Origin of the sequence: Burkholderia sp. LMU1-1-1.1, from assembly GCF_040675865.1 — a bacterium.
GTDB lineage: Bacteria > Pseudomonadota > Gammaproteobacteria > Burkholderiales > Burkholderiaceae_D > Rugamonas.
On the sequence record NZ_JBEGHG010000002.1, the window covers coordinates 195,753 to 215,225 of the forward strand.

16 protein-coding genes are annotated in these 19,473 nt (G+C 66.7%); 10 read left to right on the top strand and 6 right to left on the bottom strand.

Going from position 1 to position 19,473, the window contains the following annotated elements; all coding sequences use genetic code 11:
• Window positions 1-48: 48 nt before the first annotated feature.
• The 4 genes from MRBLMU1_RS03270 (at window position 49) to MRBLMU1_RS03285 (ending at window position 6,790) form a co-directional block, all read left to right on the top strand.
• Window positions 49-3,294, top strand: coding sequence for an efflux RND transporter permease subunit (locus MRBLMU1_RS03270; protein ID WP_363496951.1), 3,246 nt, complete (start codon window positions 49-51; stop codon window positions 3,292-3,294).
• Entirely contained in the window at window positions 3,284-4,447 is a 1,164-nt protein-coding gene (locus MRBLMU1_RS03275; protein ID WP_363496954.1) for an efflux RND transporter periplasmic adaptor subunit, read from the top strand. The genes MRBLMU1_RS03270 and MRBLMU1_RS03275 overlap by 11 nt, the downstream gene beginning before the upstream one ends.
• The gene (locus MRBLMU1_RS03280) at window positions 4,444-5,847 is read left to right on the top strand and encodes an efflux transporter outer membrane subunit (RefSeq protein ID WP_363496957.1); all 1,404 of its coding nucleotides are present in this window, start codon (window positions 4,444-4,446) and stop codon (window positions 5,845-5,847) included. Before MRBLMU1_RS03275 ends, MRBLMU1_RS03280 begins: the two co-directional genes overlap by 4 nt.
• 262 nt (window positions 5,848-6,109) lie before the next feature.
• Window positions 6,110-6,790 carry a type 1 glutamine amidotransferase domain-containing protein gene (locus MRBLMU1_RS03285; protein ID WP_363496960.1) on the top strand — a complete coding sequence of 227 codons (681 nt, stop codon included), beginning with the start codon at window positions 6,110-6,112 and terminating at the stop codon, window positions 6,788-6,790.
• 18 nt (window positions 6,791-6,808) lie between these two features.
• Here MRBLMU1_RS03285 and MRBLMU1_RS03290 read toward each other — a convergent pair whose 3' ends face one another.
• From MRBLMU1_RS03290 to MRBLMU1_RS03300, 3 genes are all read right to left on the bottom strand, one after another.
• Window positions 6,809-7,438: a pyridoxamine 5'-phosphate oxidase family protein gene (locus tag MRBLMU1_RS03290; protein ID WP_363496963.1), complete on the bottom strand. Its 630-nt coding sequence runs from the start codon at window positions 7,436-7,438 to the stop codon at window positions 6,809-6,811.
• An 83-nt stretch (window positions 7,439-7,521) separates the two neighbouring features.
• Window positions 7,522-8,679, bottom strand: coding sequence for an FAD-dependent oxidoreductase (locus MRBLMU1_RS03295; protein WP_363496966.1), 1,158 nt, complete (start codon window positions 8,677-8,679; stop codon window positions 7,522-7,524).
• A 233-nt stretch (window positions 8,680-8,912) separates the two neighbouring features.
• The gene (locus tag MRBLMU1_RS03300; RefSeq protein ID WP_363496968.1) at window positions 8,913-11,036 is read right to left on the bottom strand and encodes a TonB-dependent receptor plug domain-containing protein; all 2,124 of its coding nucleotides are present in this window, start codon (window positions 11,034-11,036) and stop codon (window positions 8,913-8,915) included.
• 161 nt (window positions 11,037-11,197) lie between these two features.
• Here MRBLMU1_RS03300 and MRBLMU1_RS03305 point away from each other — a divergent pair, with 161 nt between their 5' ends.
• Together MRBLMU1_RS03305 and MRBLMU1_RS03310 are read left to right on the top strand one after the other, a co-directional pair.
• Window positions 11,198-12,274 carry a sensor histidine kinase gene (locus tag MRBLMU1_RS03305; protein WP_363496971.1) on the top strand — a complete coding sequence of 359 codons (1,077 nt, stop codon included), beginning with the start codon at window positions 11,198-11,200 and terminating at the stop codon, window positions 12,272-12,274.
• A gap of 2 nt (window positions 12,275-12,276) precedes the next feature.
• Complete coding sequence (locus MRBLMU1_RS03310) at window positions 12,277-13,044, top strand: LytR/AlgR family response regulator transcription factor (RefSeq protein ID WP_363496974.1); 768 nt, start codon at window positions 12,277-12,279, stop codon at window positions 13,042-13,044.
• A gap of 32 nt (window positions 13,045-13,076) precedes the next feature.
• Here the strand turns inward: MRBLMU1_RS03310 and MRBLMU1_RS03315 are convergent, their stop codons facing one another.
• The 3 genes from MRBLMU1_RS03315 to MRBLMU1_RS03325 all read right to left on the bottom strand — a co-directional run bounded on the left by MRBLMU1_RS03315 (window position 13,077) and on the right by MRBLMU1_RS03325 (window position 15,417).
• Window positions 13,077-13,907, bottom strand: a complete 831-nt coding sequence (locus tag MRBLMU1_RS03315; protein ID WP_363496977.1) for a PP2C family protein-serine/threonine phosphatase — start codon at window positions 13,905-13,907, stop codon at window positions 13,077-13,079.
• 158 nt (window positions 13,908-14,065) lie between these two features.
• Window positions 14,066-14,815 (bottom strand): anti-sigma factor, encoded by a 750-nt coding sequence (locus tag MRBLMU1_RS03320; RefSeq protein ID WP_363496979.1) that lies wholly within the window; start codon window positions 14,813-14,815, stop codon window positions 14,066-14,068.
• Window positions 14,812-15,417 carry a sigma-70 family RNA polymerase sigma factor gene (locus tag MRBLMU1_RS03325; RefSeq protein ID WP_363496982.1) on the bottom strand — a complete coding sequence of 202 codons (606 nt, stop codon included), beginning with the start codon at window positions 15,415-15,417 and terminating at the stop codon, window positions 14,812-14,814. The genes MRBLMU1_RS03320 and MRBLMU1_RS03325 overlap by 4 nt, the downstream gene beginning before the upstream one ends.
• Before the next feature lie 242 nt (window positions 15,418-15,659).
• Here MRBLMU1_RS03325 and tssA point away from each other — a divergent pair, with 242 nt between their 5' ends.
• The 4 genes from tssA to MRBLMU1_RS03345 all read left to right on the top strand — a co-directional run bounded on the left by tssA (window position 15,660) and on the right by MRBLMU1_RS03345 (window position 19,427).
• Window positions 15,660-16,724, top strand: a complete 1,065-nt coding sequence (gene tssA, locus MRBLMU1_RS03330; protein WP_363496985.1) for a type VI secretion system protein TssA — start codon at window positions 15,660-15,662, stop codon at window positions 16,722-16,724.
• 85 nt (window positions 16,725-16,809) lie between these two features.
• Entirely contained in the window at window positions 16,810-17,328 is a 519-nt protein-coding gene (gene tssB / locus MRBLMU1_RS03335) for a type VI secretion system contractile sheath small subunit (protein ID WP_363496988.1), read from the top strand.
• A 58-nt stretch (window positions 17,329-17,386) separates the two neighbouring features.
• The gene (tssC, locus tag MRBLMU1_RS03340; protein ID WP_363496991.1) at window positions 17,387-18,883 is read left to right on the top strand and encodes a type VI secretion system contractile sheath large subunit; all 1,497 of its coding nucleotides are present in this window, start codon (window positions 17,387-17,389) and stop codon (window positions 18,881-18,883) included.
• A gap of 64 nt (window positions 18,884-18,947) precedes the next feature.
• Window positions 18,948-19,427: a type VI secretion system tube protein Hcp gene (locus tag MRBLMU1_RS03345; protein WP_363496993.1), complete on the top strand. Its 480-nt coding sequence runs from the start codon at window positions 18,948-18,950 to the stop codon at window positions 19,425-19,427.
• Window positions 19,428-19,473 lie beyond the last annotated feature (46 nt).

A 19,473-nucleotide genomic window follows, 5' to 3' on the forward strand; every position in this document is an offset into this window, starting at 1 on the left:
GCTGCGCCGCGCCGTCACGTCGGGCCGGTTCGTCCCTGGGGGTCCTTTGTGTTAATCGATATCGTTCGCGTGGCGCTCCGGCGTCCCTATACCTTTGTGGTCATGGCCTTGCTGCTGCTGATCGCCGGTCCGTTGGCGGCGCTGCGCACGCCGACCGACATTTTCCCCGACATCAAGATCCCGGTGATCGCGGTGGCGTGGCAGTACACCGGCCAGCCGCCCGACCAGATGGCCGGCCGGGTGTCGACCTTGTTCCAGCGCGCGCTGACCACCACGGTCAACGACATCGAACACATCGAGGCCAACACCTACACCGGCGTGAGCATCGTCAAGATCTTCTTCCAGCCCGGCGTCAACGTCGCGGTGGCCAACGCCCAGGTGACGGCGATCTCGCAGGCGCTGCTCAAGCAGATGCCGGCCGGGATCACGCCGCCGCTGATCATCAACTACAACGCCGCCACCGTGCCGATCCTGCAGGTGGCGCTGTCGGGCAAGGGCCTGTCGGAACAGCAGCTGTCCGACCTCGGCACCAACACCGTGCGCACGCCGCTCGTCAGCGTGCCGGGCGCGGCCATTCCGCTGCCGTACGGCGGCAAGCAGCGCCAGGTGCAGATCGACGTCGACCCGGCGTTGCTGCAGGCGCGCGGCCTGTCGGCGCAGGACATCGCCAACGCGCTGGCGGCGCAAAACGTGCTGACCCCGGTCGGCACGCAGAAAATCGACACGCTCGAATACACCATCCAGCTCAACAGTGCGCCGTCGGCCATCGCCGACCTGGCGCGCCTGCCGGTCAAGGTGGTCAACGGCGCCACCATTTACCTGGGCGACATCGCCAACGTCCACGACGGCAACGCGCCGCAGACCAACGTGGTCCACGTCGACGGCAGCCGCTCGGTGCTGATGTCGGTGCTGAAAAACGGCTCGGCCTCGACCCTGGCCATCGTCGACGGCATCCGCTCGAAAATCGACACGCTCAAGGCCGGCTGGCCGGACGCGCTGAAGGTCACGCCGATCAACGACCAGTCGGTGTTTGTGCGCGCCGCCATCAAGGGCGTGGCGTCGGAAGGCGTGATCGCCGCCGCGCTGACGTCGCTGATGATCCTGCTGTTCCTCGGCAGCTGGCGCTCGACCATCATCATCGCGGTGTCGATCCCGCTGTCGATCCTCGGTTCCATCATCGCCCTGTCGGCCATCGGCGAGTCGCTCAACCTGATGACGCTCGGCGGCCTGGCGCTGGCCGTCGGCATCCTGGTCGACGACGCCACCGTCACCATCGAAAACATCAACTGGCACCTGGAGCAGGGCAAGCCGGTCGAAAACGCCATCCTCGACGGCGCAGCGCAGATCGTCACGCCGGCCTTCGTCTCGCTGCTGTGCATCTGTATCGTGTTCGTGCCGATGTTCTTCCTCGACGGCGTGTCGCGCTTCCTGTTCGTGCCGATGGCCGAGGCGGTGATCTTCGCGATGATCTGCTCGTTCATCCTGTCGCGGACCCTGGTGCCGACCATGGCCAACTACCTGCTCAAACCGCACGACACCGGCGAGGGCCATGCCCACGCCCACGGCGGCCACGGCGCGCCGCCGCCATCGGGCAACCCGCTGGTGCGCTTCCAGCGCGGCTTCGAGGCGCGCTTCGAGAAGGTGCGCGCCGGCTACATGGGCATCCTGCACTCGGCCATCGGCAACCGCCCGGTCTTCGTCGCCGGCTTCCTGCTGGTGGTGGCGGCGTCCTTCGTGCTGGTGCCTTTCCTGGGCAGTAATTTCTTCCCGTCGGTCGATTCCGGCCAGGTGCTGATCCACGTGCGCGTGCCGGTCGGCACCCGCATCGAGGAAACCGCCGCCCGTTTCGCCCGCATCGACCAGGCGATCCGCCGCGTGATTCCGGCCGGGGAGATCGTCACCATGACCGACAACATCGGCATGCCGGCCAGCTCGATCAACATGGTCTACAACAACACCGGCATGATGGGCGCGCAGGACGGCGACTTCCAGATCGCGCTGGGCGAGGAGCACGCGCCGACCGCCGAGTACGTGCGCAAGCTGCGCAAGGTGTTACCGGAGGAGTTCCCGGACACCACCTTCTCGTTCCCGCCGGCCGACATCGTCGGCCAGATCCTGAACTTCGGGTCGCCGGCGCCGATCGACGTGCAGATACGCGGCGGCAAGATCGACGACAACTACGTCTACGCCGAGAAGCTGCTCAAGCGCATCCGCGCCATTCCCGGCGTGGCCGACGCCCGCATCCAGCAATCGAACAAGTCGCCGGTGTTCAACGTCGACGTCGACCGTAGCCAGGCGCAGCAACTGGGCCTGACCACGCGCGACATCACCAACAGCATGGTGGTCAACCTGGCCGGCTCGTCGCAGGTGGCGCCGACCTTCTGGCTCAACCCGGCCAACGGCGTCAGCTACCCGATCGTCATGCAGACCCCGCAACCGCAGCTGGACTCGCTGTCGGCGCTGGCCAACCTGCCGGTCGGCAACGGTGCCACCACCGGCGGCGCCACCTTGGGCGGCGTGGCCCGCTTCCAGCGCGGCACCGCGTCGGCGCTGGTGAGCCAGTACGACATCGCGCCGATGGTGCAGATCTACGCCACCACCCAGGACCGCGACCTCGGCGCCGTCGCCAAGGACATCAATAAGGTGCTGGAGGAAACCAGGGCCGAGCTGCCCAAGGGGGCGTCGGCGCAGATGCTGGGCCAGGTCAAGACCATGGACCGCGCGTTCTCCGGCCTGCTGTTCGGCCTGCTGGGCGCGGTGGTGCTGATTTACTTCCTGATCGTCGTCAACTTCCAGTCGTGGCTCGATCCGGCGGTGATCGTCTCGGCGCTGCCGGCGGCGCTGGCCGGCATCGTCTGGATGCTGTTCGCCACCAACACCACGCTGTCGGTGCCGGCGCTGACCGGCGCCATCATGTGCATGGGCGTGGCCACCGCCAACTCGGTGCTGGTGATCTCGTTCGCCCGCGAACGCCTCGACGAACTGGGCGACGCCACCGCCGCCGCGCTGGAAGCGGGCTCGGTGCGCTTCCGTCCGGTGCTGATGACCGCGCTGTCGATGATCATCGGCATGCTGCCGATGGCGCTGGGCCTGGGCGACGGCGGCGAGCAGAACGCGCCGCTGGGCCGCGCCGTCATCGGCGGCCTGATCTTCGCCACGACCGCCACCTTGCTGTTCGTGCCGGTCGTGTTCAGCATCGTGCACAAAAAACACGCGCCGGGGACCAAGGCCTCGCCGTCCCCGCAGCCGCATAACGACCAACCTGTTTCCGGAGCACCTGTCCATGCCAACTAACACCTCCCGTATGGGGCACAAGCCGCTGGCCCTCGGTCTGATCGTGCTCGCCGTCGCGCTGGTCGCGGCCGGCGTCATCAGCCGCCGTTCGCAGGCGCAGCAAGTCAAGGAAGCCAGCGCGCCCCTCGTGCCGGCCGTTAGCATCCTGCCGGCCGGACAAGCGGCCGGCGCCTCGATCGACCTGTCGGCCCGCATCGAACCGTGGGCGCGCGCGCCGATCTACGCGCGCGTCAGCGGCTACCTGAAGAACTGGAACGTCGACATCGGCGCGCCGGTCAAGGCCGGCCAGACGCTGGCCGACATCGAAACCCCGGACCTCGACCAGCAACTGCTGCAGGCCCGGGCCGAACTGGCCAGCGCGCGCAGCAATCTGGCGCTGGCGACCAGCACCGCCAAGCGCTGGCAGGGCCTGCTGGCGGCGGACGCCGTCTCGCGCCAGGAGGCCGATGAAAAGGCCGGCGACCTGGCGGCCAAGCAGTCGGCCGTCAACGCCATGCAGGCCAACGTCGACCGCGTGCAGGCGCTGCAGCGCTACACCCGCCTGGTGGCGCCGTTCGACGGCGTGGTCACCGCGCGCAACACCGACGTCGGCGCCCTGATCAACGTCGGCGGCACGCCCGGCAGCGAGCTGTTCGTGGTGTCCGACATCAGCCGCCTGCGCGTCTACGTCAACGTGCCGCAGCGGCAAGTGGCCGCCATCAAGGTCGGCGACCAGGCCGAGCTGACGGTGCCGGAGCGTGCCGGCAAGGTGTACACCGCCACCGTGCAGTCGCTGTCGCAGGCCATCAACGCCAACTCCGGCGCCATGCTGGTGCAACTGACCGTGCGCAACGACAGCCGCGAGCTGCTGCCGGGCGGCTACGCGTCGATCCACTTCGACGCGCCACTGTCGGGCGGCGCGCTGAGTATTCCGCCGAGCGCGCTGATCTTCAACAAGGCCGGCACCCAGGTGGCCGTGCTGGGCAAGGACAACCGCGTGGTGGTCAAGCGGATCACCGTTGGCCGCGACCTCGGCAACGCGGTCGAAGTCGCCGCCGGCCTCGACAAGGGCGACCAGGTGATCGCCAATCCGCCGGACGGCGTCGCCACCGGCGACCTGGTCCGCGTGGCGGCCACCGCCGGCGCCACCACGAATGCCAAGGCCAAGCCGTGAAGCTCCTCTACGTCACTACCTTGACCCTGGCACTGGCTGCATGCGCCGAGGCGCCGGTGCAGGCGCCGCCGGCGGTGCCGATGGCCGGCAGCTTCCGCGATGTGCCGCCCGGCTGGTCCGCTGCCAACGAGCAGGCGCCGATGCTGCCGGCCGACTGGTGGACCATGTACGCCGACCCGCAACTGGACCAGCTGGAACGCCAGCTCATCGCCAACAGCCCGGACCTGGCCAGCGCGCTGGCGCGCTACCGCCAGGCGCAGGCCGCCACCGGCGTGCTGCGCGCGGCGCAATCGCCGACTTTGGGCGCCTCGCTCAACGGCCAGCGCCTGCGCCAATCCGATTTGAAACCGCTGCGCGGCGCCACCTCGCCCAGCGAGTACGACAGCGGCACGCTGGAATTCGACCTCGGCTACGAAGTCGACTTGTGGGGCCGCATCGGCAAGCAGGTCAGCGCCGGGGTGGCGCAGGAACGCGCCGCCGACGCCGACCTGGCGGCCGCGCGCCTGTCGCTGCAAGTGCAGCTGGCCGACACGTTGCTGGCCCTGCGCGGCGCCGACGCCGACCTCAAGCTGCTGCGCGAGACCGAAGCCGCCTACCGGCGCCAGGTGGACCTGGTCACGCAGCGCCACAACGGCGGCAGCGCCTCCGGCCTCGACCTGGCGCGCGCCGAAACCCAGCTTGAATCGACCCGCTCGCTGCTGCGCCAGCGCCAGGCGCAGCGCAACGTGCAGGAGCATGCGATCGCCGCGCTGGTCGGCGCCAATGCGGCCGACTTCGCGGTGGCGCCGGCGGACAACGGCTTCATCGCGCCGGTGCTGCCGCCGGGCTTGCCGTCGCAGCTGCTGCGTCGCCGCCCGGACATCGCCGCCGCCGCGTTGCGCGTGGCCGCCGCCAGCGACCAGGTCGGCGTGGCGCGCACGGCGCTGTTCCCATCGCTGACCTTGAACGCGGCGGGTGGCTTCCAGTCCAGCGACTTTGGCCGCTTTGCGCAGGTATCCAACTTGTTCTGGGCAGTCGGTCCGACCTTGGCGGTCAGCCTGCTCGACGGCGGCAAACGCAAAGCGCAGATCGCCAACGCCGAAGCGGTGCTGGACGAAGCAGGGCAGCGCTACCGCTCGGTGGTCTTGACCGCCTTCCAGCAGGTGGAAGACCAGTTGTCGTTGCTGACCAACTACGACGAGGCGGCCAAGTCCGACCGTTTGGCGGCGGCCGCCGCAAAGCGCGCGTTGGACCTGGCCAAGAAACGCTACGACGAGGGCGCGGCCAGCTACCTGGAGGTTGTGACGGCGCAAACGGCGTATCTGCAGTCGGCCCGCAGCGAACTGGAGCTGACCACCCGCTACCGCCAGGCCGGCGTGCAGCTGGTAAAGGCGATCGGCGGCGGCTGGTCGGCGGGCTAGGCGCTAGCGCGGCTCAACCGGGAAATGCCGCTTTCCCGGTTTTTTTCAAAATAGTTGTAGACGACTGGTCTAATGGATGCTAAAGTACTTCCCATGGACACACGAGAAGGTGCAGCAACCCGGTGCCAGGTGAGATTTTTCCGCCGTTGAGGGCGGGAAGGACCGTATCTCGTAGGTTGCTTTTTTTTGATCACTATCTAGACGACCGGTCTATTATTAGTGAAATACATTGTGATTTTTAGCTTAACTTTGGAGAACTAACATGAAAAAAGTACTGATGGTTTTGACTTCGCATGACACCCTGGGCAACACCGGCCGCAAGACCGGCTTCTGGCTCGAGGAACTGGCCGCGCCGTATTACGCCTTCAAGGACGCCGGCGCGGAAGTGGTGCTGGCCTCGCCACTGGGCGGCCAGCCGCCGCTGGACCCGAAGAGCAACGAGCCATCGTTCCAGACCGAGCAGACGCACCGCTTCGAGGCCGACGCCGCCGCGACCGCGCAACTGGCGGCCACGGTGCGCCTGGACAGCGTCGACCAGGCCGACTTCGACACCGTCTTCTATCCAGGGGGGCACGGCCCGCTGTGGGACCTGGCGGAGGACCGCCACTCGATCGCGCTGATCGAATCCTTCCTGGCCGCCAACAAGCCCGTCGCGCTGGTCTGCCACGCGCCAGGCGTGCTGCGCCATGTCAAGACGCCGGCCGGCCGCCCGCTGGTCGAAGGCAAGCAAGTCACCGGCTTCACCAACACCGAGGAAGAGGGCGTCGGCCTGACCGACGTGGTGCCGTTCCTGGTCGAGGATGAGCTGGTCGCCAAGGGCGGCGTGTATTCGAAAGGTCCGGACTGGGGATCGTACGTGGTCCGCGACGGTCTGCTGATCACCGGCCAGAACCCGGCCTCGTCGGCGGAAGCGGCGGCCCTGTTGCTCACGCAGATCGCTTAAACGGCATTGCCGGCGCGCTCAATACAGCGTGGTGCGCTGGCGGGCCGGCAGCTCCGCGTCGTATTTGTCCCCATCGATGCCGTTGTCGCTGAGGGCGGCGAGGATGGCGCCGGGGCTCGGCAGCGCGGTGCCGCGCACCGCCGCCGCGGCATCCCACAGGCGTGACCGCAACACCGCGCGGGCGCACTGGAAGAACACCGACTCCACCTTGATGACGAGCACGCACTTGGGCGCGTTGCCGTTGACGGCGAACCGCTCCAGCAATGCCGGCGCGACGACGATGCTCGCCCGGCCCTGGACACGCAACGTCTCGCCGTGCCCGGGAATGAGAAACAGCAGCGCGACGCGCGGATCGACGACCAGGTTGCGCAGGCTGTCGATGCGATTGTTGCCACGCCGCTCAGGCAGCAGCAGCGTCGTGTCGTCTTCCACGACAACGAAGCCGGGCGCGTCGCCACGCGGCGAGACATCGAGGCCGTCCGGGCCGTTCGTCGCCAGCACCGCGAAGGGCGAGGCCGCGATCAGCGTCCCGTAGTGGGGATGGATGGACGCGGTTTCCTTCGCGATCGACGCGGTCGCTGGCGGGGCGAACAACGCCTCGAGGCCGGCGATGGACGTAATGGCGTGATGTTGCGGATAGGCTGGCATGGGTTCTCCGGTCCGAGGGGAGTCTCCATGGTCTCACAACACCGCTGGCGGCTGCAAATTCCGTCCATGCGGAGACAGGGCCACTAGCGTCCGGTGAACAATTCGAGGACGCTGCGGGGCGCGTCGGGTCCGAAGAACCGTTGATGGTTGCGCGCCGTTTGCGCGGCCACCGATGCGCTGCGCGGGAACAGGTCCCGTTCGTATTCGGCGAGCGCGGCCTCCATATCGTCGGGATGGGCGCGGATCGCCTTGCCCAACGCGGCGCCGTCGTAGATCGCCAGGTTGGCGCCTTCGCCGGCAAACGGCGACATCAAGTGGGCGGCATCCCCCACCAGCGTGACGCCGGCAACACGTTCCCATCGATGGGCGACGGGAAGCGCGTATATCGGCCTGACCACCGGCGCGGTCTCGCCGCCTGTGACCAGGGCGCGCAGCGGCGCGGCCCAGTCCTTGAACTCGTCGGCGACGCGACTGAGTCCCGCCGAGGGATCGCCAAAATCGATCGCGTCTATCCATGCCTCGGGCCGGTTCAACGCGATATAGGCGTGCAAGGTCCCGTTCGCGTATCGGTGCGCCAGGATGCCTTGCCCGGGCGCCACCGCCATCAGCGTGCCCCGGCCGATCGCCTCCGCGCTGGCCTTGTGCCGCGTATTGCCGTCGAAAAGGCTGGTCTCAATGAACGTGGTGCCGACGTACGCCGGCCGGGCTGCGGAGAGCAGGGCGCGCACCCGCGACCATGCACCATCGGCACCGACCACGAGGTCGCATGTCGCCGACGAGCCATCGGCGAACACCAACTCCGTTTGCGACCCGCCCGGACGCGCGGTCGCGGCAAGCTTGCGGCCCCACCGAATCGTTTCGGGCGGCAGGGATTCGATAAGGAGCCGGCGCAACTCGCCCCTGTCCACCTCGGGTCTGGCGAGGCTGCCCAGTCCGGGCCTGTCGAGCAGGACGTTGCCGTGTTTGTCGACCACCCGCTTGGCATCCTCGCCCGGCAGCACGATCCCGAGGAATTTTTCGTGGAGGCCGGCCGCCCTGAGTCCTTGCTGGCCGTTGTACTCGTGGATGTCCAGCAGTCCGCCCTGCGCGCGGGCGGCGGCCGACGGCTCCGCTTCGTAGATCGTCGATCCGATGCCGTTGATGTGTAACACCCGGGCGAGCGTCAATCCGCCCAGGCCGGCGCCGACGATGGCGATGCGGGAGTTCGAGGCGGACTTTGATTTGGTGGGAGATTGGTTCATGGCGCGTTCCAATAAATACGAGCAGATCCGCAAGCGGGCCTGTTCGCAATAAGTTCCGACGGATGTCGGGGGAAACGCTGGCTGATCCGGCGGGATTGCCGGTCGGCGTGTGCGCGGCCATCTTATCGGGCGGCGTGATAGCCACAGGATTCGGACGGCCGTTTTTCGCGGTCTTCGATCCATAGTATCGCACAGCTTTGCGCCACGGCCAAGCCGTGCCCGGCGCTGCGGACTTATTGCTGCAACTCGTACTGGAGTCGAACAAGCGGGCGTTGCGCGGCTGAGGACAGGCGGGTGCTCGCGTACAGACCGTCGTCATAACGTTGACCGGTGTGGCGCGTCGACTGCAACAGGTTGGCCACGGCCAGGCGCAACCGGCCACCGGCGGCCGGCCAGGTCGCATAGGCTTCCAGTTCCCGTACGACGCCGGTTTCCTGGACCAGGGACTGTGCTGTCCGCGCCCGCCAACCGCCGACAAAGCGGAAATTCGCGCCCGCGCCGCGCCCTTGCGGCATGCGCAGATCCAGCCCCAGGTTGGCGGTCAATGGCGCCTGATTGCCAAGGCGGTTGTCGGGGCCGGCCACACCGTCGATACGCGACCAGTTGCGGCTTAGATTGGTGCGCAACTCGATCGTCGTGCCGCCGGCCGATGCCGCCTTGAGCGGGACGCGCGCATCGATTTCCACGCCGCGCACATTGGCGACACCGCCATTGGCCGGGCCGCCGATCCAAACGCCATTCTCCTGCCAAAGCCTGAGCTGGACCACGTCTTGTACGCGCCGCACATATGCCGACACACTGACCATCGCATCCCGCGAAAAATAGGACTCCAGGGCGGCGTCCAAGCCCCAGGCCAGCTCGGGGCGAAGCGACGGATTGCCCTGGTAGTCGGGCTGCGTCGGTCCGTTGTCGTTGTTGACCGTATAGCGGCGCGGCACGAGATCGCGCGGCTGCGGCGCCTTGTAGGTGCGCGCGAGCGCAACGCGCAGCTGGTCGCGGGCGCTGTCGGGGAGCTTCCAGAGGACCTGGGCCACCGGACTCCACACGCGGGACGCGGTCGCGGCGTTGCCCGGCCCCCATGTGCGCGTTTCCAGGCCTTCCCAGCGCAAGCCCAGATACGCTTGCAGGCGCGGCGTGACGCTCCATTCGTCCTGGGCGAACAGCGCCGCTTGCCCGACGCTCGCGTTGTAGTCTTGATCGAGACTGTACATGGGTGTGCCGTCCGGCTCCCCGGGCGTGGTGTCACGCTGATGGCGGCTTTCCTCGCGCCGCACCCGGGACGCGTCCCAGCCGATCGCGATGTCGTGGCCGGCGGCCAGCGGCGTCAGGTATTTTCCACTGGTGGTGGCGCGGCGCTCGTAGGCGCGCGAGACGACCGCGCGGTTCAGCCATGGAATGCCGCCGGCGTCGATGCCGTGGAAAAGGTAGTCGCCGTCCCGGTTGCTGATCTCCAGGCCCGCCTTGAGCGTCAGACTGCCGGCGTCGAAGCGCCGCAGCCAGGCGACGTCCGACTTCACCAACCGGTTTTTAAAAAGCCCGCGCCAGTTGGAATCGGGAGACGCGGTGGGGACGCCTTGCAGCGTGTGCTCGGATTGCGTCCCGCGCGCATCGATATGCGACAGGTCGACCAGTCCCTGCCATGTGAACGTGTTGCCGCCGTCCAGCTTGACGTCGGCGCGCGGCGCGGCGCTGAGACGACGGGTACGGTTGCGATCCCCATCCTCCAGGCGGCGCACCGCGTTGACACCGGCGTCGCTGGCCTGTTCGCCGATGGCGGTCCGCTCGCGCCGCCGCGTCCCGCTGGCGGTCGCGGTCAGGCCGTAGCCGACCGCGCCGTCGCGTCCTATCCATTGGGCCGTCGCGGCGGGGCTGGTGGCGCCGGCCTGCCGTTCGGCGCCGATTTTCGCGGTGCGCCGCGCCGCGCCCGCCGCCTTGCGCAATATGATGTTGAGCGACCCCGCCACCGACTGCGTGCTGGAATCCACTTGCGCGCTGCGCTGGATCTCGACGCGCTCGATCAGCTCGGGCGACAGCGTGGCGATGTCGAAGTTGGCGGGCGCGGGCTGGCCGTCGATGAGGATTTGGGTGTACCCGGCGCCGAGGCCGCGCATGCGTATCTCGCCGCCGACGACGCTGAGGCCGGGCTGCCGCTTCAGCGCGTCCGCCAACGTCGTTTCACCGTAACGCTGCAGGTCGCCGCGGCCGATCACGATGCGCCCGACGGCATCGTCACGACGCGGTTGGCTGCTGCCCGGCCCCCGCACCTCGATTTGCTGCATCGGGGGCGTGTCGTCGCTGGCGACGGCGGCGAGACTGAAGGCAAGAAGCGGGATGGGGCGCAATATGGAAAAACGCATGGTGGTGGCAGACCGAAAGTTAAGGAGCGGCCAGCGTAGCGCAGGGCCGGTCGCCGCCGCATCGGCGTGTGACGAGTACCTGTTTCCGCGGGACGAATGGGCCCGGAGCGGGTGGGGGCGGCTGTTATACTTTGCCAATTAGATAAACAATATCGCTGCCTATGTCCGCTAAATTGCGCGCCTTTTTGATTAACTTCGGACTCTGGACGCTGCTGTGCGCGGTGGCGGGAATCAGCACCTACGGCGATGCGGCGCATCATCTCGACGCCCGCAGTTACTGGATGATGACGCTGGGTTGGTGGTGCGGCTACGCTGTGATGATGGTGCAAAGCTATCTGCTCTACCTGATTTATCAGCGCCATCCCGACTGGCTGGCCACGCGCCGGCGCATCGTTCGCGGTTACCTGTTGTACCTGGCCTTGTGTTGGCCGGTCGCGATGCTCGGCCTGGCCTATCGGCGGTGCTTCAAGGTTGACCTGACGCCGAATCTGACGAACGCCTGGCAATACTGGATTTCGATGGGTAAATTCGAATGGTTCGTGGTGTTCGTGTTGTTGACCCTGGCGTTTGGCGTCGTGGTGGCGGGCCTGCTGTGGCAGCAGCGGCAGCAGCAGACACGCGAATTGGCCGAAGTGCGATTGGCGCTCGAGCGGCAGCGTTTGGCCGCGCTGCGCGGACAGCTGGAGCCGCACTTCGTCTTCAACACACTCAGTGCGATCGGCGCCATGGTGCGGACCGACGACAAGCCCCTGGCGCTGGAAGGGCTGTCCCGTTTCGGGGACTTGCTGCAATATGCCTTGTCGAGCAGCGAACGCGACTGGGTCGGCCTGAAACAGGAGGTGCAGTTTGTGCGCGATTACCTGGAACTGCAACATCTGCGTTTCGGTCCGCGCTTGCGCGTCAGCATCGAGGGCGCCCATCTGTTGGACGAGGAGTTGGAGTGCCCGCCGATGCTGCTGCAGCCCTTGGTCGAAAACGCCCTGCGGCATGACCTGGAGTGTCACGCGGACAGCAGCGATATCCGCGTGACTTTCGCGCGCGAGGGCGGGTTCCTGCTGGTCCGGGTGAGCAACCCGATCTACCCGCAATCGGCGCCGACGGCGGGGCTGGGGATAGGCCTGCGCGGGATCCGGGCCCGCCTGGGGCTCGCCTACGGCAGCCTGGCGTCGTTGGATATCGCCCGGGTCGATGGCCGCTTCGTGGCCGGACTGCGGCTTCCCTGGCAAGTGATGGATTGAGCATGACTTTTAAAGTACTGATCGTCGACGACGAGGCGCACGCGCGCACCAATTTGAGGCTGGCGCTGGCGCCGCTCGGCGATTGGGCGGTGGCGGCCGAATGTCCCGACGCGGCCACCGCCCGCGGCTTTCTGCAGGCGAATGAAGTGGACCTGGTGCTGCTCGATGTCCGGATGCCGCAGGAGTCCGGGCTGGAGATGGCCCGTGCCCTGAGCCGGATGGAACAGCCGCCGCTCATCGTGTTCGCCACCGCGCACCGCGGACACGCGCTCGAGGCGTTCGACGCCCATGCGCTGGACTACATCGTCAAGCCCGTCGACGAGCGGCGCCTGCACCAGGCCATGTCGCGCGCCCAGGCGCTGCTGGAACAACGCGCCATCTACACAAGGGCCTTACGCCAGTTCACCGATCCGGCGCCCGGGTTCTGGCGTGAACTGATCGTCAGGTCGGTGGGGCGGATGGACAAGGTCGCCCTGGAGGACGTGCGATGGATCGAGACCGCCGGCAATTACGTCGAGCTGCACCTGGCGGACCGCACCCTGTTGCATCGGGCCACACTGACGGAACTGGTGCGATACCTGGACCCGGACGAATTCCTGCGCATCCATCGCCGCACACTGGTCAGGCGCGCCGAGGTGCTGGGACTGCGCCAGGGGCAGCAGGGCGGCTATGTCGTCGCGCTGCGTTGCGGCCAGTCGCTGCCGGTCAGCGAGCGCTATTGGGGGGCCGTCAAGTCCGGACTTGAAAACGGGACCTCGGCTCCGCCATGATGGTCATTCCCGCTGGCGCCGCCCTTCGTTCATCAGAACTGGATGCGCGCCAGCAGCGCGGTGATGTTGTCGCGGCTGCCGTGCTGCTTGGCCAGCGCTATCAATGACGCGCACGCCTCTTCGAGCCGCACATCCGGCTGGGCGAGAGACTGCGCCAGTTCGGCATGCGGCACCCAGCCGTGCAGGCCGTCGCTGCACAGCAGCAGCAAGTCGCCGGCGCGGCAGTCGAACAGCTGCACGTCCGGCGTGACCGCCGGGGCCGGCCCCACCGCCTGCAACAGCAGGTTCTGCGGTGGCAACGGACCCGGCGCACCGGATTCCAGCGCAAGCTGGTACGCGGTCTGGTCGCGCGTCAGCAGCTCCAGCGCGTGGTCGCGATAGCGATAGAGCCGGCTGTCGCCGACGTGGAAGGCGATCAGCGACCGCGTTTCCGGCAGCAGCAGGACGCCGGTCAGCGTGCTGCCCATGCCGGCGCCGTCGGCGTGGCCCCGGGCCTGGTTCGCCGCATACAGCGTCGCGTTGGCTCGGTCGACCGCCTGCGTCACCACGGCCGTGTGGCGCCAGCGCTGGTTGATCGCGGTGGCGTCGGGATCGCGTCCCGGACCTTCCTCGGTGGCGCCGCGCAGCGCGGGCGCGCCGGCCAGGCAGGCGTGCAGCGAGGCCAGCGCGCCGGCGCTGGCGATCCCGCCGGACAGGTGGCCGCCCATGCCGTCGGCCACCGCCGCCAGTCCCAATGCCGTGTCGATCAGGAAGCTGTCCTCGTTGTGGCGGCGGACATCGCCGATGTCGCTCAGTCCGTGGAACTCCGTCCGTGCGGGCATGGACCGGGCGGTGGCCGGCGGTGCGTCCTCATGGGTAGTCAATCTTGCTCCTTGTTTCGGTTATCGCCGTCGAAACGACGGCATAACGCTATCTACGCGGCAAGTGGGCGTCTGGATGCAAGGGCGGGAAAAAAAACGGGGCAACGATGGCTGGCGCGCGGCATCATCGCCGCGGCCAGCCGGTGGGAACGGCGCGAGGCTTACCAGAACTTGACGCAATGCCCCAGCAGCACGAACGGCGCGCCGGGCCGCTTGGCGGCGGGGTCGGTCTCGAAGGTCACGCCCAGCTTGGACACCTTGGCGAATATGTCTTCGGCGGGCGCGTCGAGGTCCAGCAGGACGGCGCCCGTGGCCGGCACATTGGCGATGGGGACCGGCGCGCCGTCCTTGGGCAGGGCCCACAAGCGGGCGACGCTGCCGGCCGGGATGACGAGCGGCTTCAGCAGCTTTATCTTGATCGTTTCGCCGCGCCGGTGCGAGCCCGCGGTCAGCACCGCCTCACCCTGGTCGTCGCTGAGGATGCCGAAATAGCTGGCCGGCAGCGCGGCGTCCATATGGTGCATGCCGAGCACGTGGGCGTTCTGCGACACCAGGCCGGTGGTCAGCACGACGCCCAGGCCGAAGGCTACCGCGGCGCGGCCCCAGCCGTCGAGTGCGGCGCGCAATCCGGTCCACCAGCCGCGCGGGGCCGACGATGCCACGGCGGCGGTCTTGGCCGCGCCCGGCTCGGTCTTGGCGGCGATCGCCTGCCAGATATGGGACGGCGGCTGAATCGGCGGCACCGTGGCATACAGCGGGGCCAGCTGATTGTTCCACTCGGCGACCGCGCGCTGGGCTTGGGTCGATTCCATCAGTAGCCGCGCGAAGCGCGGACGCGCGCGCGCCGCCATGGTGCCCAGCACATAGGCGCCGGCCAGTTTCTTGAGCAGTTCCGGTTGTTCGTAATTCATGACTTGCCTCTTGGTGCCAACGACGCCTGTTCCAAACATTTCTTGAGCCGATCGAGCCCGCGCCGTATCCACGCCTTCGCCGTGCCCAGGGGAACTTGCAACTGCGCCGCCAGTTCCGAATGCGACAGGCCATTGTAATAGGCCAGCGCCAGGGATTGTCGTTGCGGCGGGTCCAGCAAGGACAAACAGCGGTGCACTTCCAACTTCTCCGTGGCGGCGGCAAACAGCTCGTGCGGGTCGGCATGCTCGACCTCTTCTTCATGATACTGGTCCGGGCTGTTATCTTCAAGGGAAGAGGTGTTGTCAGATTCTAACTTGCCCTTCCGCAAGCGGTCCAGCGCCTTGTTGCGCACGATCGTGATCAACCACGTCATCGGCGTGGACAGGGTGGCCGCATAACTTCCCGCCTGCTGCCATACATTGATAAACGCGTCCTGCAGGATTTCATCCGCCAACTCACGCTGGCGCACGAAGCGCATGGCGACGCCGTACAGATGGGCACTGGTCAGATCGTACAACTGCTTGAAGGCGGCGTGGTCCTGCAGCGAAACGCGCTGGAGCAGGTCGACCAGCCGTTGATTTTCCGGTGTATGGGTAAGCATAGTTTGTAGGTTCAGGCAGGGTGGGTGGTGGCATGAAGTGCTGGCCGCAGCACCGGATCGCGGTTGCCGGGCGAGCGCGATTATATGCGCGCCACTAAAAATAAACTGTTACTTATGGTAACCGCAGTTATCCACGCCACTGCCATTTGGGAGGCGAAAATTTTTTTAAATTTTTTTTCATTTAGCCGCGTCCAGTTCGCGCCTCCGCGCGTAAGTCCTCATGCAAAGGAACTGGAACCACCATGATTGATGACACTGATATGACAGCGATCGACATCGCGGCGCTGTGCGCGCCATTGAGCGATGCCGTGCCATGCGGCGAAAACCTTGAATACGATCCGCTGTTCCTGGCGCTGGACGAGGCCGCACGCGGCAAACCGGAAGTCCAGTACGGCAGCACGATTACCCCGGCCACGCCGCCCGATTGGCCGGCGGTGCGCGCGCTGGCGTTGCAGTTGATGGAACGCAGCCGCGACCTGCGGCTGGCGGTGGCGCTGATCCGCGCGCAGCTCGGGTTGGGCGGCGTGCCGGGGCTGGCCGCCGGCCTGACGCTGTTGACGGCGTTGCTGGAGCAGTACTGGGAACAGGTGCACCCGCAACTCGACCCGGACGACGATTACGATCCGATGTTGCGCGTCAACGTGCTGGCGGCCTTGTGCCAGCAGGATGAATTGCTGCGGGAACTGCGCGAGACGCCGCTGGTGCAAGTGCGCGGCCTGGGCAGCTTCAGTCTGCGCCATATCGAACTGGCCGGCAGCGATGCGGCGCCCTTGCCGGGGCAGCAGAAGATCTCGATGGCCGTCATCGACGCCGCCTTCGCCGAAGCGGAGCCGGCCGCGCTTGCGGTGACGTTTGCCTCGCTAAACGCGGCGGCGGAAAGCGCGCGCACCATCGAACAGCGCCTGCTGGACAAGGTGGGCGCCGCCAGCGCGTTGGACCTGGCACCGCTGACAACGCTGCTGCGCCGCGCAGGCGCGGCGCTAGAACCGCATCTGCGCGATGCCGGCGCGGATCAGCGGCAGCCGGCGGACGACGCGCAAGGTGCGGCCGGGCTGCCGGCGGCCGGTCAGGGGAACGCCGCACCGCGCGGCGACCACATCGGCAGCCGCGCCGATGTCACCCGCGCGCTGGAAAAACTGTGTGCCTATTACGCCGCGCACGAGCCTTCCAGTCCGGTGCCTTTGCTGTTGCGGCGCGCGTGCAAGCTGGTGGACATGGGCTTCGCCGACCTGATGCGGGAGTTGGCGCCGGAAGGGCTGGCGCAGCTGGCGCAAGTGAGCGGCATTAGCCATGGCAACGAGGAATAGACCATTTGTTTCAAACCACTCCAGCGGACCCGGCGACAGTCGCCGTGCCGCCGGAACTATCGACACACATCAACGGAGGTTAGTCGTGGCAAAAGAAAGCAGTCAAAAATTTATCGCTCGCAATCGTGCACCGCGCGTGCAAATCGAGTATGACGTCGAAGTCTACGGCGCCGAAAAAACCGTGCAATTGCCGTTCGTCATGGGCGTGTTTTCCGACCTGTCCGGTAAGCCGGCCGAGCCGTTGCCGCCGGTCGCCGAACGCAAGTTCCTGGAGATCGACGTCGACAATTTCGATGAACGCCTGAAGTCGATGAAGCCGCGCGTGGCGCTGGACGTGCCGAACACGCTGACCGACCAGGGCAAGCTGGCCGTCGACATCACCTTCGAGAGCATGGATGATTTCACGCCCGGCGCCATCGCGCGCAAGGTCGAGCCGCTGCGCAAGCTGCTGGAAGCGCGCAGCCAGCTGTCGAACCTGCTGACCTATATGGACGGCAAAACCGGCGCCGAAGAGCTGATCGCCCGCTTGCTGAAAGACCCGGCGCTGATGCAGGCGCTCGGCTCGGCGCCGAAGCCGGCCGACGCCACCCCCGCCGCCGAATAAGCCGGCCGGGGCACAACGACAAGTACGCCAACCACGATCACCCACCAAGGATACAAACATGTCCACAGCCACCATCGAATCGGCCGCGCTATCGGCCGAGACCGCAACAGTCGACCACAGCGATTTCGCCGCGCTGCTGCGCCAGGAATTCAAACCCAAGACCGACAAGGCGCGCACCGCCGTGGAAGACGCCGTCCGCACCCTGGCCGAGCAGGCGCTGCAAGGCGCGACCATGATCTCCGGCGATGTGCTGGGCACGGTCGAAGGCCTCATCGCCGAGCTCGACAGAAAGCTGTCGGCGCAGATCAACCACATCCTGCACCACGAACAGTTCCAGGCGGTCGAAAGTGCCTGGCGCGGCCTGCACTACCTGGTCACCAACACCGAGTCGGACGAGTCGCTGAAGATCCGCGTGATGAACATCTCGAAGAGCGAAGTGCACCGCACGCTGCGCAAGTTCAAGGGCGTGGCCTGGGACCAGAGTCCGATCTTCAAGAAACTGTACGAGGAGGAATACGGCCAGTTCGGCGGCGAGCCCTACGGCGCCTTCGTGGCCGACTATTACTTCAACAACAGCGCGCCGGATGTCGAGCTGTTGACCCAGATGGCCCAAGTCAGTGCCGCCGCCCACGCGCCGCTGATCACGGCCGCCGATCCCAGCGTGATGCTGATGGAATCGTGGCAGGAGCTCGCCAATCCGCGCGACCTGACCAAGATATTCCAGACGCCCGAGCATGCGGCCTGGCGCTCGTTCCGCAACTCCGAGGATTCGCGCTATGTCGGCCTGGCGATGCCGCGCTTCCTGGGCCGCGCGCCCTACGGCGCCAAGAGCAATCCGGTCGAGGAGTTCGATTTCGAAGAAACCACCGATACCCCCGGCAGCAAGGATTTCACTTGGTCCAACGCGGCCTACGCGATGGCGGTCAACATCAACCGCTCGTTCAAACACTACGGCTGGTGCTCGCAGATACGCGGCATCGAGTCCGGCGGCGCGGTCGAGGGCTTGCCGGTGCATACCTTCCCGACCGACGACGGCGGCGTCGACATGACGTGCCCGACCGAGATCGCCATCAGCGACCGCCGCGAGGCCGAGCTGGCCAAGAACGGTTTCATGCCGCTGGTGCACAAGAAAAACAGCGACTTCGCCGCCTTCATCGGCGCGCAGTCGATGCACAAGCCGGCGGAATACGATGATCCGGACGCCACCGCCAACGCCAACCTGGGCGCGCGCCTGCCATACCTGTTCGCCACTTGCCGCTTCGCGCACTACCTGAAGTGCATCGTGCGCGACAAGATCGGCTCGTTCAAGGAACGCAGCGACATGCAGGTGTGGTTGAACAACTGGATCGGCCGCTACGTCGAGCACAACCCGGCCACCGCCACCGAGGCGGACAAGGCGCGCAAGCCGCTCGCCGGCGCCGAGGTCATCGTCGAAGAGGTCGAGGGCAATCCGGGCTACTACAGCTCCAAGTTCTTCCTGCGTCCGCACTACCAGCTGGAAGGCCTGACGGTGTCGCTGCGGCTGGTGTCGAAACTGCCGTCGGCCAAGGCGTAAAAAAGGCGCGTCGCGGCAGACCGCGGCGCCGCCAAATTCTCTTTTCACTTTTTAAAGGTACATCATGATCCTGCTGAAATTCACCACCCAAATCAAAGGCACTTCCACCGTCACCGGCCACAAGGACTGGATCACCATCGACTCGCTGCAAATGGGCGTGGGCCGCGCGATCTCGGTCAGCGGCGGCGGCAGCGACCGCGACACCAGCAACCCTTCCTTCTCGGAGCTGTCGCTGTCGAAGGCCACCGACATCGCCTCGGCCGACCTGTTCATGCAGGCGGTGTGCGGCAAGAGCCTGGGCAAGGCCGAGATCCATTTCATCCAGACCGGCGGCGCCGACAAGAAGGAGCAGGTCTTCCTGACCATCGAGCTCGAAGAGCCGATCATCAGCTCCTACTCGGCCAGCAGCGGCGGCGAGCGTCCGAGCGAAACGTTCTCGATCAACTTCACCAAGATCAGCTACAAGTACGACTCGTTCACCGGCGATAAAGTGGTGAGCGGCACGCCTAAGAAGTGGGACCTGGAAACCAACGCCACCTACTAAGCGACACCGCATGAACCACCGCCACCACGCCCGCCGGCAGGAGCGC

What these genes read in the sequence shown, in the direction of transcription:
- MRBLMU1_RS03320 (WP_363496979.1), bottom strand. Translation starts at nt 14,815, where the DNA reads ATGAATTACGAACAACCGGAACTGCTCAAGAAACTGGCCGGCGCCTAT.
- MRBLMU1_RS03275 (WP_363496954.1), top strand. Translation starts at nt 3,284, where the DNA reads ATGCCAACTAACACCTCCCGTATGGGGCACAAGCCGCTGGCCCTCGGT.
- MRBLMU1_RS03325 (WP_363496982.1), bottom strand. Translation starts at nt 15,417, where the DNA reads ATGCTTACCCATACACCGGAAAATCAACGGCTGGTCGACCTGCTCCAG.
- MRBLMU1_RS03345 (WP_363496993.1), top strand. Translation starts at nt 18,948, where the DNA reads ATGATCCTGCTGAAATTCACCACCCAAATCAAAGGCACTTCCACCGTC.
- MRBLMU1_RS03290 (WP_363496963.1), bottom strand. Translation starts at nt 7,438, where the DNA reads ATGCCAGCCTATCCGCAACATCACGCCATTACGTCCATCGCCGGCCTC.
- tssC (WP_363496991.1), top strand. Translation starts at nt 17,387, where the DNA reads ATGTCCACAGCCACCATCGAATCGGCCGCGCTATCGGCCGAGACCGCA.
- MRBLMU1_RS03300 (WP_363496968.1), bottom strand. Translation starts at nt 11,036, where the DNA reads ATGCGTTTTTCCATATTGCGCCCCATCCCGCTTCTTGCCTTCAGTCTC.
- MRBLMU1_RS03295 (WP_363496966.1), bottom strand. Translation starts at nt 8,679, where the DNA reads ATGAACCAATCTCCCACCAAATCAAAGTCCGCCTCGAACTCCCGCATC.
- MRBLMU1_RS03305 (WP_363496971.1), top strand. Translation starts at nt 11,198, where the DNA reads ATGTCCGCTAAATTGCGCGCCTTTTTGATTAACTTCGGACTCTGGACG.
- MRBLMU1_RS03285 (WP_363496960.1), top strand. Translation starts at nt 6,110, where the DNA reads ATGAAAAAAGTACTGATGGTTTTGACTTCGCATGACACCCTGGGCAAC.
- tssA (WP_363496985.1), top strand. Translation starts at nt 15,660, where the DNA reads ATGATTGATGACACTGATATGACAGCGATCGACATCGCGGCGCTGTGC.
- MRBLMU1_RS03310 (WP_363496974.1), top strand. Translation starts at nt 12,277, where the DNA reads ATGACTTTTAAAGTACTGATCGTCGACGACGAGGCGCACGCGCGCACC.